Raw genomic sequence first — 13,878 nt, 5'->3', positions numbered from 1 at the left:
CCCGAACGCGCCGCTCGAAACCCTGAGCTACCGGTCCGCCGCGGCCCACGCCCGGTAGGTGTGGTCGAGGAACCGCTCCACGCCCCGGACCACGTGGGCGCTGCGGATCGAGGGGAAGATGTCGAACGCGTGCTGCGCGCCCGCGAGTTCGGCGTAGGCGACGGGTTGCTTGGACGCCGCGCGCAACCGCGCGACGAACTCGCGGGCCTCCTCGACGGGCACGAGCGAGTCGTTGCGGCCGTGGATCACGAAGAACGGCGGCGCCGAGTCGGAGACGCGGTCGAGCGGGGACGCGGCCATGTAGTCGTCGAGGTAGGTCACCGGGTCGCGGTCGGGGGAGAAGATGCGGCGGGCCAGCAGGCTCTCCAAGCGGTACTGGCTCTCGGCCGCGCCGCTGGTGGCCGCGATGTCGTAGACGCCGTAGTGCGGCACGCACGCCTGCACGCTGGTGTCGGCGCCGGGGAAGTCCGGTTGCAGGGCCGGGTCGTTCTGGCTCAGCGCGAGCAGCGCGGCGAGGTGCCCGCCCGCCGAGCCGCCCGTCACGGCCACGAAGCCCGGATCCCCGCCGTACGAAGCGATGTTCGACCGGATCCACACCAGCGCGCGCTTCGCGGCCTCCACGTGCGCGGGCCAGCGGTGGGCGGGCGCGAGCGGGTAGTTGATCGCCACGCACACCCAGCCGCGGCGCGCGAGGTGGCGCATGAGGGGCTGGCCCTGCTCGTCCTTGGTGCCGATCGTCCACGCGCCGCCGTGGATCTGCAGCAGCACGGGCGCGCCGGTCACCGGCTTCGCCGGCCGGAAGACGTCGAGCAGGAACCGCTTGCCGCCCGGGGCGTACGGGATGTCCCGCTCGCGCACCACGTCCGGGTCGTGGCCGACGCGGAACGGCAGCGCGAGCTGCCCCCACGGCGTCGCCAGGTCGCGGGGGCTCGGCGGGTGCGCCAGCCGCTCGGAGTAGTCCGGGCCGAGGACCTCGGTGAGCGCCGACTCGACCTCGCCGCGGGCTTTCTGCGCCGTGGCCACGAGCGCGCCCAGCCCGGCCGCCGACAGCGCGGCCAAGGCAACCCCGGCCTTCGACGACCGCCGCCCGTGCCGCGCGATGTGCTGCGCGGTGTCCAACGCGGTGAGCGCCAGCAGCTGTGGCGCCAGCTCGTCGGTGAGCCACGCGGAAAAGAACACGGGGATCGACGTGAAGCGGTGGCGCGGCGGGCGCAGGGCCACGGCGGTGAGGCCGAGCTGCGCGGCCCGGCGAGCGAGGAAGGCCGGTTTCACCTTCCCGATGCTACCGCCGCGCCCCGCCCCGTCCGCGGTTCTGATTTACCCTGACGACATGCAGCGACTGAGCGGCCTGGATGCGAGTTTCCTCTACCTGGAGACCCCTGCGCAGGTCCTGCACGTCTGCGGGCTGCTCACGCTCGACGGGTCCACCATCCCCGGCGGCTACTCGTTCGGCGAGCTGCAGCGCCGGCTGGCCGAGCGCGTCGCGCTGATTCCGGAATTCCGCCGCAAACTGCACAATCCACTCTGGAACCTCAGTCACCCGGTGTGGGTCGAGGACGAGGACTTCGACCTCGACAACCACCTACACCGCATCGGCGTGCCGGGCCCCGGCGACGACCGCGAGCTGGCCGAGCTGTGCGCCCACATCGCCGGCCAGCAGCTCGACCGCGCGCACCCGCTGTGGCAGTTCTACGTGATCGAGGGCTTGTCCAACGGTGGCATCGCGGTGCTCATCAAGATGCACCACGCGAGCATCGACGGCGTCGGAGGCGCCAGCCTGATCACCTACCTCGCGGGCCTCGAGCCGGAGGCACCGCTGCCGGAGATCCCGCGGGACAAGCAGCACAACAGCGGCCTGCCCACGCGCGTCGAGATCCTGCGCGAAAGCGTGGAAGGACTCGTGCACCGCCCGTTCGAGATGGCGAAGCTGCTGCCCGAGCTGGTGGAGCTCGTGCCCCGCTGGCTCGGCAAGACGTTGCGCGGCAAGGGGATGCCGGTCCCGTTCACCGCACCCCGCACGTCGCTCAACGGCACGATCACCGGCCACCGCAGCGTCGCCTACGCCCAGGTCGACCTCGCCGACGTGAAGCGCGTGAAGAACGCCTTCGGCGTCACGGTCAACGACGTGGTGCTGGCACTCGTTTCCGGTGCGCTGCGGCAGTTCCTGCTCGGCCGCGGCGAGCTGCCGGAAGACCCGCTGGTGGCGACCGTGCCGGTGTCCGTGCACGAGCGCACCGAACGCGACCACGGCAGCAACAAGGTGTCCGCGTTCTTCGCCTCGCTGCCCACCCACCTGGGTGACCCGGCCGCGCGCGTGTTCTTCCTCGCCGAGGCCAACCGGCTGTCCAAGGACCACCACTACGACATCGACGCCGACATGCTCGCCGACTGGGCCCAGTTCTCGCCGGCCACGGCTTTCGGCCTCGGCGTGCGCGCCTACTCCTCACTGCGGCTGGCCGAGCGCCACCCGGTGGTGCACAACCTGATCATCTCCAACGTGCCCGGCCCGCCGATGCCGCTCTATCTGCTCGGCGCCCGCGTCACCGGTCTGTACCCGCTCGGCCCCGTCTTCCACGGCGCCGGGCTCAACATCACCGTCTTCTCCTACGAGGGCAAGGTCGGCGTCGGCCTGCTCGGCGCCAAGGAGCTCGTGAAGGACCTGTGGCCGCTGGCCGAGGCCCTGCCCGAGGCGATGACGGAGCTGCTGAAGGCCTCGCCGGCCTAGTCGGGCATCCGTTCCGCCACCGCCGCCCGCGATTCGGGCGCGGGGAACGGGTCGGCGAAATACTGCGTCTCGTGCGTGACGAAGCCGTCGGCGAACTCCATGACGCTCACCGAACGCGTGGGCGCGCCGTCGTAGGTGATCACGCATTCGCTGACCCAGAGGTCGCCGCTGCCGGTGATGCGGCTGATCGTGAAGTGCCGCTCTGCCGGGTGGCCGCCGCGTTGCGCGCGGATGCGGTCGCGGCCGCGGAACCGTTCGCCGGACTGCGGGTAGTCGAGGATCGCGTCGGCGGCGTAGATCGCGTGCTCGACGTCGATGTCCCCGCGCTCGGAAGCCCGCCAGTGCTCTTCGATCCGGGCACGGATCTCGGGATCAGGAGTCACAGCCGTACCGTCCTTGCCGTCGGGGTTCGGCGGTCAGCCTAACCGCCTCACGTCTTCCGGCGGCGTTTCGCGGGCTGTGCTGTGGTCTTCTTCTTGGCCACGTATGGGATGTCGGCGAACTTGAGCGTCGCCTGCAGGCTGCGCACCGCCCGGTCGAGGCGCAGCAGCGCGACCTGCGACAGCGTGAACAGCTCGTCGACGTTCCACGCGCGGCCCGCGGCGGCGAGCACGACGGTGTCCGGCGCCTCGGTCAGCACGCGTCCGTCGTCCGATGTGGACACCTTTTCGGCCAGCTGTGCCAACGCTTCCGGCTCGTCGTGCAGCGCCTCGGCCGATACGAGCGCCTGGGTGTAGAGGTGGCTGGCGGCCGTCGCCCGGCCGAGCCACTTCACGTGGATCAGCTCGTTGCCCGGGCCCAGCAGGTCGCACAGCTCGAAGCGCGGGTGCAGCGGCGTGGTCGCGGTGTCGCGGTCGAGGCAGACGTACCCGTCGAGCGTGGCGACCTGGCGGCAGTAGCGGTTCTCGTCGTCGGGCTCGCCCGTGGGTTTCCACGTGAGGTCCGGCCACTCGTACTTGCGCGCCAGCAGTTGCGAGACCTGCTCGCGCATCTGCTCCACGTACGTCTCGCCGATGCGGTACCAGCGGCCCTGGTGGAACACGTAGCGCGTGTGCCCGATCGTCGTCTCGAACACGAGCCACTTCGCGACCTGCACGGGTGACCCGGTCTCCTCCTCGCCGGCCTCGTCGGCGCACGTGATCACGCGCCCGGCGCGCAGGGCCTTCACCCGCTTGTCCTCGGGCAGCTGCGTGAGCCGGCCGGTGAGGTGGTCCAGCTCCAGCCGCGACTCGATGTGCAAGGGCCCGCCGGACCCCAGGCCGGTGATGCGGAACGAGCCGGCGTTCTCGGCGTCGTTCACCGCGGTCGCGGGCCACGCCAGGCCGAGTGACGCGTCGGTGTCGCCGCCGAGCGCTTCGGCCAGGCGTGCCTCCAGCGTCGGGACGAGCCGGTGGTGGCGGTCGAGCGGCCGCGTCTGCGCCACGAACCGCAGCGCCGAGGACGCGTCGGGCTCGTCCACCACCGCACCGACGGCGTCGAGATCCGCGAGAAAAGCCTGTGGTTCCTTCGCAAGCGGCACGTAGAGCGAGTTGCCGACGCGGATCCGGTAGCGCTTACCGGTCACACGCCCGTAGGTGAGGTCGGTCAGGTCCGCGGAGCCGGCCAGTCGGTTCACGAGGTCGCCGTAGGGCTCCAGCCGGAACGCGGAAAGCTCGCCACCGCCCGGGATCGAGATCTGCGTGGCGCGTGCCGAGACGTCGAGCGCGGCGCTCGACACCAGCCCGAGGTCGAACGGGTCGAGGCGGCGAATCCCGAACAGCAGCCCGAAACCCTGCTCCACGTACTCGTCGTTGAGCACCAGGTGCCCGGCGCCCCAGGACACCGCGTATGTCCAAGGTGGACGCGGCACGAGCAGCACGGCGAACGGCAGCGTGGAAGAGAGGTCGAGTTCGCTGCCGGTCAACGCGCTCGCGTGCGGAAGCCATTGCGGGATCTCAGTGTGGAAGGCACCGGCGACCAGCCGCGCGCGCGTGCCGGAGAGGTCCACCGTCGTGTCGGTGGTGACCTGCTCGGGCTTGAGTGACACCAACAGGTCGGACTCGGCGCCGGTGCCGTCGAGACGGAAGAGGGAGACGGGCCGGCTGGGTGCGGACGGGGCAGGCATGACCACCACCGAAGTGTGCTGACGCGTGCGAAGGTCGAGTCAGAATGCGTGATTTTCTTGTCCACCCGGTTAATCACGCAGAGCGAACGTGATGCGGAATGGTGAAGTTCACCTTACTCGGGGTTTCCCGCACTGGCGGATCGCGCAATGATAACGTGATGTGGCGCGGAGCTGGAGACGTTTGCGGCGTCGCGAAAGATCGGTTTCGGCCCAGCTCAGACGTCCAACGGGTAATCCATTGGTGTCGTATTACCCTACCTGGAATGGCCATTTTGGGAATTCGCTCACATAACTCGAACGGCCCTGTCTAAGGGGGTTCTCCTGGGCTGTTCGAGTCTATTTCTCCGCATTTTCGTGACCCTGCGTGACGGCGAACGTCGGACGGTGCTTAGACGAATAGGCCGCCCGGGTTTCCCGCCCGCCGGAGGACGGTTCGCGCTGCCGCGTGTGTCCGTCTACGCTGGCCTAGTCGTTTTCCGATCGGCCCGTCCTGGGGGCAGCATGATGACAGTCCCGTCGTTCGCACACGGCGACCGTCTCACCCGTCGGGACCTGGAGGCGATCACGGATGAACGCCATCGATACGAACTGGTGGACGGGACGCTTCTGGTGAGCCCCTCCCCGCGTCCGCTGCACCAAAGGGTCGTCGCGCGCCTGCTCGCGGCGCTCAGCCCGGTGTGCCCCGCGGATTGCGAGGTGCTCCCCGCACCGGTCGACGTCGTGCTCGACGAGTTCACCGTGATGATCCCCGACGTGGTGGTCGGCCGGCGCGAGACCTTCACCGAGCGCGCGCTCGTGGGCGTGCCAATGCTCGCGGTGGAGGTCGTCTCCCCGTCCAGCCGCTACATCGACCGCCACCTCAAACCCGCCCGCCTCGCCGCGGCCGGCTGCCCGTTCTACTGGGTCATCGAGCCCAATGAGCCCACGCTCAGCTGTTTTCGCCTGGAGGGCACCGAATTCGTGCTCGACGCCGAGGCCACCGGCGACGAGACCGTGCATCTCGAGGTGCCCTACCGGATCTCCCTCAGCCCCGCCGATCTGGTTTCCAGCTACTGATCTTCACGCCGAGTCGGGTTCTTCTTCGCGCACTCGGGCGGTTTGCTCGTCGGCGATCGCCGCGTGCACCGACGTGCACGCCGCCATCAGTGCAGGCACGAACTGGTTCGCCGCGAGCACGCACGCCGTGTGCCCGGCGGGGATCTCGTACGTCGCCGCGCCCGGGACGCGCCGCGCCAGTGACCGTTGGTGCGCCGGTGCGATGAAGCCGTCGCGGCTGGTCACGACCACCGACGTCGGCACGCGCAGCGTGTGCAGCCACGGCGCGGAGTCGAAGCGGCCGATCTCGTCGAGCGCGACGGCGATGGCCCACGGGCTCGTGGACCGGAACTCGGCGAGCGCCCACCGGTGGTCTTCCAGGCGCGCGAGCCGTTCGCGGCGCGGGTCGCCGGGGACGAGGCCGATCTTGGCCTGGTCGCGCATGAGTTGCAGCGTGCGCCCGAACAGGTCGAGCGCCACGCGCTGGCGCACGCCGCGGCGGAAGTAGCTCGCCGTGGAGCACAGGACGAGGCCGTTCACGCGCTCGCGCTGCTGGTAGGCGACCATCTGCCCGACCATGCCGCCCATCGAGTAGCCGGCGATCATGAACCGGTTGATGCCGAGCGCGTCGGCCACCGCCACGACGTCGTCGGCGCAGTCCTGCAACGTGAACTCGTGGGAGCGAATGCCCTGCCCGTGCCAGCGCTGGTCGAACACGACCACGCGGTAGTGCGCGGAAAGGCGGTCCAGTACGGGGTACCAGGTCAGCAGGCCGGTGCAGGCCACGGAGTGCAGCAGGATGATCGCGGGCGCCTGGCGCGGGCCGACGTCGACCACCACGGTCTGGCCGCGGCCCGGCAGCGAAAGCGGCTCCGGGTCCGGCACCCCGGCCGTGGGCGGGATCGTGGCCAGCTTCCGGGTCGCCTGCCAGCCGACGTCGCCCAGCGCGCCTAGGAGAACCTGTTCCGCACCCACGTCGACTCGGCACCCCTCTTCGCTCGACGGCCTGTTCCGCTTCTGGCGTACCCGGTTGCCGAGGCCCCCGGGGGTTGCCGATCCCGCCCCTTCCGGTTAAGACTAGAACGTGTTCCACTTGTGGCGGCCATCCGGAGGGAGGGACCGGCGTGGACTTCACCCCAGACGATACGCAGGCCGAGATCGCCGCGCTGACCGCAAGGGTGCTCGGCAAATCCGCAGACCCCGCCGAGCAGTGGCGCGCGCTGGCCGGCGCCGGGCTGCTCGCGCTCGCCCTGCCCGCGGACCTCGGGGGCGACGGGCTCGGGGTCGCGGAGGTCGCCGCCGTGCTGACCGAAGTCGGCCGCGCGGCCGCCGTCGTGCCCGCGTATCCGGTGCTGGCACTGGGCGTGCTGCCCGTCGAGACGCTCGGCACGCCGCGCCAGCGCGCGCGGCTGCTGCCGCCCGTCGCGGCCGGCGACGAGGTGCTCACGGCGGCGTTGCACGAGCCGTCCGCGCCGCTCGCGACTGTTCCCGGCACCGTCGCGGAGGCCGCCGACGGGGTGTGGCAGCTCACCGGCGTGAAGACGGGCGTTCCGTACGCCGCGGACGCCACGCGGATCCTCACCCCGGTCGCGCTGCCGGGTGGCACCGCCGTCGCGCTGGTCGACCCGCGCGCCGACGGCGTCGAGCTCGTCCGCACGCTCAGCTCCAGTGGCGCACCCGAGTACACCGTGCGGCTGGCCGGCGTGCGGCTCGCCGACACGGAGTTCCTGCGCGACCGCTCGCCCGGCCACGCCGTCGCCACGCTGCACCGGTTCGCGCTCGCGGGCGCGCTGGCGCTCGGCGACGGGCTGCTGGCCGGCGCGCTGGCCCTGACTTCGCGCCACGTCGCCGAACGCACGCAGTTCGGCCGTCCGCTGGCCGCGTTCCAGGCCGTGGCCCAGCAGATCGCCGACGTCTACGTGGCCGCCCGGACCGTGCACCTGGCCGCGACGTCGGCCGGGTGGCGGCTGGCGGCGGGCCTCGACGCCGACACGGAGCTCGACGTCGCCGCTTACTGGCTCACCGACCAGGCGCCCGCGGCACTGGCGACGTGCCACCATCTGCACGGCGGCCTCGGCGTCGACCGCGAGTACCCGCTGCACCGCTACTTCTCGGCGGTGAAGGACCTCGGCCGGGCGCTCGGTGGCGCCGCGCACCGGCTGGGCCGGCTGGGGGAGCGGGTGGCCGGGTGAGCACGCACATCGAGCTGACCGCCGCGCAGCAGGCGCTGCGCACCGAGCTGCGGGAGTACTTCGCGGGCCTGCTGACGCTCGAGGAACGCCGGGCGCTGCTGCGGGAGCGCCACGGCCCGGTGTACCGCGAGGTCGTGCGGCGCATGGGCCGCGACGGCAAGCTCGGCGTCGGCTGGCCCGAGCGCTACGGCGGCCAGGGGTTCGGCGAGATCGAGCAGCACCTGTTCGTGGACGAGGCCGCACGCGCCGACGTGCAGCTGCCGTCGGTGACGCTGCAGACGGTGGGCCCGACGCTGCAGGAGTTCGGCACCGAGGAGCAGAAGGCGCGGTTCCTGCCGCGGATCCTCGCGGGCGAGATCCACTTCGCCATCGGCTACACCGAACCCGAGGCGGGCACGGACCTGGCTTCGCTGCGGACCCGCGCGGTCCGGGAAGGCGACGAGTACGTGGTCAACGGCCAGAAGATCTTCACCACCGGCGGCCACGACGCGGACTACATCTGGCTCGCCGTGCGGACCTCACCGGACGCGCCCAAGCACAAGGGCATCTCGATCCTCGTCGTCGACACGCGCGACCCCGGCTACTCGTGGACGCCGATCATCACCTGCGACGGCGCCCACCACGTGAACGCCACCTACTACGAGAACGTCCGTGTGCCGGCGGACCTGCTGGTGGGCCGCGAGAACGAGGGCTGGCGGCTGATCACCACGCAGCTCAACCACGAGCGCGTGATGCTCGGTCCGGCCGGGCGGATCGGCGGGCTGCACGACCGCGTGTGGGCCTGGGCCGCCGCGCGTCGCACCCCGGACGGCCTGCCGTTGCTCGACCTGCCGGACGTGCGCGCGGTGCTGGCCGAGACGTTCGCGGTGGCGAGGGTGAACGAACTGCTCAACTGGCAGGTTTCTTCGGGGACGGGCCCGGTCGCGGTGGCCGACGCGTCGGCGACGAAAGTGTTCGCCTCCGAGCGCATCCAGCGGATCGGGCGGCTGCTGGAAGAGCTCGTGGGGCGCCACGGCGACCTCGCCGACCCGGAGACGGCCGAGCTCGCCGAGTGGCTCGACGTGCTGGCCAAACGCAACCTGGTGCTGACGTTCGGCGGGGGCGTCAGCGAGATCCAGCGCGAGCTGATCGCCTCCGCCGGGCTGGGACTGCCGAGGGTGCCGCGATGACGACGATCGAGGAAGCCGCCGCGAAGATCGCCGCCGCGGGGCCGTGCGCGCCGCGGCTCGCGCGCGATCCGGTGAACCAGGCCATGGTGAACAACTGGGTCGAGGCGATCGGGGACGCCAATCCCGTCTACGTCGATCCTGCGGTCGCGTCGGCTTCCGTCCACAAGGGACTGGTGGCTCCGCCGGCGATGGCGCAGGTGTGGACGATGGCGGGGCTGCACGGCGGGCGCGCGGACGACGACCCGATGGGCGCGATCATGGCGGTGCTCGACGAAGCCGGGTACACGTCCGTCGTCGCGACGAACTCCGACCAGACCTACCACCGCTATCTGCGGCCGGGGGAGCGCGTCGCGGCTACGACGGAGCTGCTGGACGTCGCCGGGCCGAAGCGCACGGCGTTGGGTGAGGGCTGGTTCGTGACCACGCGGACGTCGTGGACGGTGGACGGCGAGCCCGTGGCGGACATGGTGTTCCGGGTGCTGAAGTTCCGGCCGGTCCCGGCCGAACCGGCCGCGCCCGTGCTGCGGCCGGTGATCAGCCGGGACACGGAGTTCTTCTGGGCCGGCCTGTCCGACGGCGAGCTGCGCATCCAGCGGTGGGGTGACACGCTGAGGCACCCGCCGGGTGCGATGCCGCCCGACGGATCGCTGGAGGCGACACCGGACTACGTCGTCGCGAGCGGGCGCGGCACGGTCTACAGCTACGTCGTGCACCACCACCCGCCGGTGCCGGGCAAACGGCTGCCGTTCGTGGTGGCGCTGGTGGAGCTGGAGGAAGGCGTGCGCGTGATGGCGGAGCTGCTGGACGCGGTGCCGGACGAGGTGCGGGTCGGGCTGCCGGTGGTCGCCGCGTTCGTGCGGTTGGACGACGAGCTGACCTTGCCGGCGTGGCGGGTGGCGCGATGAGTGACGTGGTGCCGTCGTTGCGGATCGAGGCGACGACGACGTTCGTGGTCAGCACCGCGCTCGCGACTCGCGACTTCCAGGACGTGCACCACGACCGCGACGCCGCCGTCGCCCGGGGTTCGAAGGACATCTTCCTCAACATCCTCACCGACACCGGTCTCGTGCAACGGTTCGTGAGCGAGTGGGCCGGGTCTGAGGCGCTGATCCGCTCGATCAAGATCCGCCTCGGCGTGCCGTGTTACGCGGGGGACACGCTCACCTTCACCGGTCATGTTGTCTCCCGCTCCGGCGACGACGTCGAGCTCGCCGTGTCCGCCACCGGCAGGCTGGGCGAACACCTGACGGGCACGGTCTCCCTCACTATGCCTGGTGGTGCGTCGTGACGTTGGCGGGCGCGGCGGCGATCGCCGGAATCGGGGCCACGGAGTTCTCGAAGAACTCGGGGCGCAGCGAACTCCGGTTGGCGGCCGAATGCGTGACGCACGCGCTGGCCGACGCCGGCCTGGAAGCGTCCGAAGTGGACGGACTGGTGTCGTTCACGATGGACGGCACCGCGGAGATCGCGCTGGCGCGCGAGCTCGGCATCCCGGAGCTCAAGTTCTTCAGCCGCATCCACTACGGCGGCGGCGCCGCGGCCGCGACGGTGCAGCAGGCCGCGATGGCCGTGGCCACCGGTGTCGCCGACGTGGTGGTGGCGTACCGGGCCTTCAACGAACGCTCCGAACAGCGCTTCGGCCGCGTGTCGGCCGCCGCGGCGACGCAGGTGAACTCGTCCGGTGTGGACAACGCGTTCCACTACCCGATGGGCATCGCGACGCCGGCCGCCACCGTCGCCATGATCGCGCGCCGCTACCTGCACGACTACGGCGCCACGAGCGAGGACTTCGGCCGCATCGCCGTGGTGGATCGCGCGCACGCCGCGACCAACCCGGCGGCGTGGTTCCACGGCCGGCCGATCACGCTGGCCGAGCACCAGGCGTCGCGCTGGGTCGCGGAACCGCTGCACCTGCTCGATTGCTGCCAGGAGAGCGACGGCGGGGTGGCGCTGGTCGTCACGAGCGTCGAGCGCGCGCTCGACCTGCGCCACGCGCCGGCCGTGGTCGCCGCGGCGGCGCAGGGGAGCGGGCCGGACCAGTATGTGATGACCAGCTACTACCGCGACGACCTCGCCGCGCTGCCCGAGATGGGCGTGGTGGGCCGGCAGCTGTGGGCGCGGTCGGGGCTCGGACCGTCCGATGTGGACGTCGCGGTGCTCTACGACCACTTCACCCCGTACGTGCTGATGCAGCTGGAGGAGCTGGGCTTCTGCGGCCGCGGCGAGGCAAAGGACTTCATCGCCGGTGACACCCTGACGCTGGACGGCGCGCTGCCGCTCAACCCGCACGGCGGGCAGCTCGGCGAGGCCTACATCCACGGCATGAACGGCATCGCCGAGGCCGTGCGCCAGATCCGCGGCACGGCCGTGAACCAGGTGCGCGACGCCGAGACAGTGTTGGTGACCGCCGGCACCGGCGTCCCGACCAGTGGACTGGTCTTGACTCGTCACTGAGCGCGACTCATACCCTGGCCCCGTACGGGTAGCTCCACGAGGGCGGTAACTCTTGTGGGGCAACGGCTTTCACCTCTTTGCTGGCTGGTGCTCACCCGCCGCGGAATGTCACCGTGGAGCGGAGGTCAGCGACGCAGCGTGAAAGCAGGCACGACGATGTCCGGATCCACCGTCCTCGCGGGCGCGCCATGAGTGCACCGGTGCTGGTGGCGTGGTTGCTCACCGCGGTCTTCGCGGTGCTCGCGCTGCCGTGCGTGCTGCGGCTCGTGCGGCTCGACTACACGCGCCTTGGCTCCGGTGTGCGCAACGCCGACCTCGCAGAGCTGCTGCTCGTGGTGGCCATGGTGGCGATGATCTCGCCCGTCGGCGGCCCCATTCCCGCCGCGGGCTGGCAGGCGGTGTTCGTGCTCACGGCGGCCTGGTTCGGGTTCGCCTGGTGGCGCGGGCGCGGTCAGGCGCACGCGGCGCACGCTTCGGGCTGCGGCCACCACGCGCTGTCGGCTTCCGCGATGCTGTACATGGTGAGCGCGATGCCCCACGACGGCATGGTCCACGGCCCGTGGCTCACGATGTCCTCAATGGACGCCCGGCTCGCAGTGCCGCTGCTCGCCGTGCTGGGCGCGGTGTACTTCGTGGCCGACGCCGCACGGTCAGGAGTGGTCGCGGTGCGTACGCGCGGCGCGGCCGCACCCGGGCTGACTTCGCGCACGGTGTGCCGCGCGGTGATGGGTGCGGGTATGGGGTACCTGCTGCTGGCTGCGGTGTAACGGACTGTTGCCGGCTCAGCCGATCCGGCGGACCTCGCCGTCGGGCGGTGGCGTGCCGAGGTCCGGCAGCTCGCGCGCCGGGTTCTCCTCGATCCACTTGCGCGTGGAGGCGACGTCACGGTCGAGGGCCTCGATCAGCTCTTCGCCGGAGTTGTACTTCTGTTGCTCCCGCAGGTGCGCGCCGAGCCAGACGGTGAGCGTCTCGCCGTAGAGGTCGCCCTTGAAGTCGAGCAGGTGCGCTTCGACGAGCCGATAGCCGTCGGCGCCGTAGTACGTGGGGCGGCGCCCGACGGACACGGCGGCGGCCACGTGCGTGCCGTCCGCGCGCTCGGCCCAGCCGGCCCAGACACCGTCGCCGACCTGCCCGCTCTGGTTGCGCAGCGCGATGTTCGCCGTGGGGAAGCCCAGCTCGCGGCCGCGCTGGTCACCCGGCTCCACCGGTCCGCGGACCACGAAGAAGGTGCCGCTGTGCTGACCGAGAGCGTGCTCGTCCGCCATCCGCCGTCCCGTCCCTGTTCCGGTGTCCTTTCCGACACCGTAATACTGGCGGTCGGCTCAGTGCGGCACGAGCACTGTGTCGGACAGCACAGGAGCGTCGTCACGCTCCGGAGCAGTCGTGGTCACCAGCAGCCGGTCGCTCTCGCGCCACACGCGCGTGCGCAGCGGTTCGCCCGGAAAGACCACGCCGGCGAACTTCGTCCCGAACGAGTGGATGCGGGTGGGGTCGCCGTCGAGGAACGCGTCGGTGAGCGCCTTCGCGACCACGCCGTAGGTGCACAGGCCGTGCAGGATCGGGCGGTCGAACCCGGCGGCCTTCGCGAACGCGGGGTCGGCGTGCAGTGGGTTCCGGTCGCCGCACAGGCGGTACAAAAGCGCCTGCTGGGGCAGCGTCGGGGTGTCGAGCACGGCGTCGGGCTCGCGCTCGGGCCACGCGAGCTTGCGCGACGGCCCGCGCTCGCCGCCGAACCCGCCTTCGCCGCGGGCGAAGATGCCGGAACGAGCCGTCCACAGTGGATCGCCCTGGGTGTCGGCCACTGTGGTCTCCTGCACGAGAACCGCGGCCTTGCCCTTGTCGAACACGTCGGTGATGCGGGTGCGCGCCACCGCTTCGCCGTCGACGGGGATGGGCCGGTGCAGCTCGATCTCCTGCGTGCCGTGCAGCACCTTCGCGAGGTCGATGTCCACGCCCGGGAACTTGAGCGCGGGCGGGGTGAACGTGCGCAGGTTCACCGCGACCGTGGCGAACGTCGGGATCACGCGCAGGTCCTGCTCGTAGGTGTAGCGCAGCTCGCGCTCGTCGACCGGATCGGCGCCGGCACCCAGCGCGAGGTGGTAGAGCAGCACGTCGGACGGCGTCCAGGCGAACCGCACCTCGCCGAGGTCGGCACCGATCGCGAGCGCGGGGTCGATGGGCACGGAGTCTCCTTGGTTT

The 13,878-nt window shown here is 71.3% G+C and carries 14 protein-coding genes; 8 read left to right on the top strand and 6 right to left on the bottom strand.

The features are described 5' to 3' along the window. Positions 1 to 27 precede the first annotated feature (27 nt). The gene (locus ABZU76_RS25205) at positions 28 to 1,272 is read right to left on the bottom strand and encodes an alpha/beta hydrolase (RefSeq protein ID WP_354873662.1); all 1,245 of its coding nucleotides are present in this window, start codon (positions 1,270 to 1,272) and stop codon (positions 28 to 30) included. Positions 1,273 to 1,330: 58 nt separating this feature from the next. On the opposite strand from ABZU76_RS25205, the gene ABZU76_RS25200 reads away from it, so the two are divergent. Further along, complete coding sequence (locus ABZU76_RS25200) at positions 1,331 to 2,725, top strand: wax ester/triacylglycerol synthase family O-acyltransferase (RefSeq protein ID WP_354873660.1); 1,395 nt, start codon at positions 1,331 to 1,333, stop codon at positions 2,723 to 2,725. Here ABZU76_RS25200 and ABZU76_RS25195 read toward each other — a convergent pair. Together ABZU76_RS25195 and ABZU76_RS25190 are read right to left on the bottom strand one after the other, a co-directional pair. After that, positions 2,722 to 3,108, bottom strand: a complete 387-nt coding sequence (locus tag ABZU76_RS25195) for a nuclear transport factor 2 family protein (protein ID WP_354873658.1) — start codon at positions 3,106 to 3,108, stop codon at positions 2,722 to 2,724. The two genes, ABZU76_RS25200 and ABZU76_RS25195, sit on opposite strands and share 4 nt — an antisense overlap. 47 nt (positions 3,109 to 3,155) lie before the next feature. Beyond that, a complete protein-coding gene (locus ABZU76_RS25190; RefSeq protein ID WP_354873656.1) occupies positions 3,156 to 4,829 on the bottom strand; it encodes a TIGR04141 family sporadically distributed protein in 1,674 nt (557 codons plus the stop codon). Positions 4,830 to 5,333: 504 nt separating this feature from the next. Here ABZU76_RS25190 and ABZU76_RS25185 point away from each other — a divergent pair. After that, positions 5,334 to 5,885 carry a Uma2 family endonuclease gene (locus tag ABZU76_RS25185; protein ID WP_354873781.1) on the top strand — a complete coding sequence of 184 codons (552 nt, stop codon included), beginning with the start codon at positions 5,334 to 5,336 and terminating at the stop codon, positions 5,883 to 5,885. Positions 5,886 to 5,888: 3 nt separating this feature from the next. On the opposite strand, the gene ABZU76_RS25180 is transcribed toward ABZU76_RS25185, so the two are convergent. Continuing rightward, positions 5,889 to 6,839: an alpha/beta fold hydrolase gene (locus ABZU76_RS25180; RefSeq protein WP_354873654.1), complete on the bottom strand. Its 951-nt coding sequence runs from the start codon at positions 6,837 to 6,839 to the stop codon at positions 5,889 to 5,891. Positions 6,840 to 6,988: 149 nt separating this feature from the next. Between ABZU76_RS25180 and ABZU76_RS25175 the strand changes: the two genes are divergently transcribed. The 6 genes from ABZU76_RS25175 (at position 6,989) to ABZU76_RS25150 (ending at position 12,446) form a co-directional block, all read left to right on the top strand. Continuing rightward, a complete protein-coding gene (locus ABZU76_RS25175; protein ID WP_354873652.1) occupies positions 6,989 to 8,056 on the top strand; it encodes an acyl-CoA dehydrogenase family protein in 1,068 nt (355 codons plus the stop codon). After that, positions 8,053 to 9,225: an acyl-CoA dehydrogenase family protein gene (locus tag ABZU76_RS25170; protein WP_354873650.1), complete on the top strand. Its 1,173-nt coding sequence runs from the start codon at positions 8,053 to 8,055 to the stop codon at positions 9,223 to 9,225. The genes ABZU76_RS25175 and ABZU76_RS25170 overlap by 4 nt, the downstream gene beginning before the upstream one ends. After that, positions 9,222 to 10,130 carry an OB-fold domain-containing protein gene (locus ABZU76_RS25165; RefSeq protein ID WP_354873648.1) on the top strand — a complete coding sequence of 303 codons (909 nt, stop codon included), beginning with the start codon at positions 9,222 to 9,224 and terminating at the stop codon, positions 10,128 to 10,130. Before ABZU76_RS25170 ends, ABZU76_RS25165 begins: the two co-directional genes overlap by 4 nt. After that, entirely contained in the window at positions 10,127 to 10,513 is a 387-nt protein-coding gene (locus tag ABZU76_RS25160; RefSeq protein ID WP_354873646.1) for an acyl dehydratase, read from the top strand. The genes ABZU76_RS25165 and ABZU76_RS25160 overlap by 4 nt, the downstream gene beginning before the upstream one ends. Further along, complete coding sequence (locus ABZU76_RS25155) at positions 10,510 to 11,679, top strand: lipid-transfer protein (RefSeq protein WP_354873644.1); 1,170 nt, start codon at positions 10,510 to 10,512, stop codon at positions 11,677 to 11,679. The genes ABZU76_RS25160 and ABZU76_RS25155 overlap by 4 nt, the downstream gene beginning before the upstream one ends. Positions 11,680 to 11,867: 188 nt before the next feature. Continuing rightward, positions 11,868 to 12,446, top strand: a complete 579-nt coding sequence (locus ABZU76_RS25150; RefSeq protein ID WP_354873642.1) for a DUF5134 domain-containing protein — start codon at positions 11,868 to 11,870, stop codon at positions 12,444 to 12,446. A gap of 15 nt (positions 12,447 to 12,461) precedes the next feature. On the opposite strand, the gene ABZU76_RS25145 is transcribed toward ABZU76_RS25150, so the two are convergent. Both ABZU76_RS25145 and ABZU76_RS25140 read right to left on the bottom strand, forming a co-directional pair. Then, positions 12,462 to 12,944, bottom strand: a complete 483-nt coding sequence (locus ABZU76_RS25145) for a riboflavin kinase (RefSeq protein WP_220238234.1) — start codon at positions 12,942 to 12,944, stop codon at positions 12,462 to 12,464. Positions 12,945 to 13,001: 57 nt separating this feature from the next. Beyond that, a complete protein-coding gene (locus ABZU76_RS25140; protein ID WP_354873640.1) occupies positions 13,002 to 13,862 on the bottom strand; it encodes a MaoC/PaaZ C-terminal domain-containing protein in 861 nt (286 codons plus the stop codon). Positions 13,863 to 13,878 lie beyond the last annotated feature (16 nt).

The organism is Amycolatopsis sp. NPDC005232 (genome assembly GCF_040607795.1).
Classification (GTDB): Bacteria; Actinomycetota; Actinomycetes; order Mycobacteriales; family Pseudonocardiaceae; genus Amycolatopsis.
This window is presented reverse-complemented; position numbering and strand designations above follow the sequence as displayed.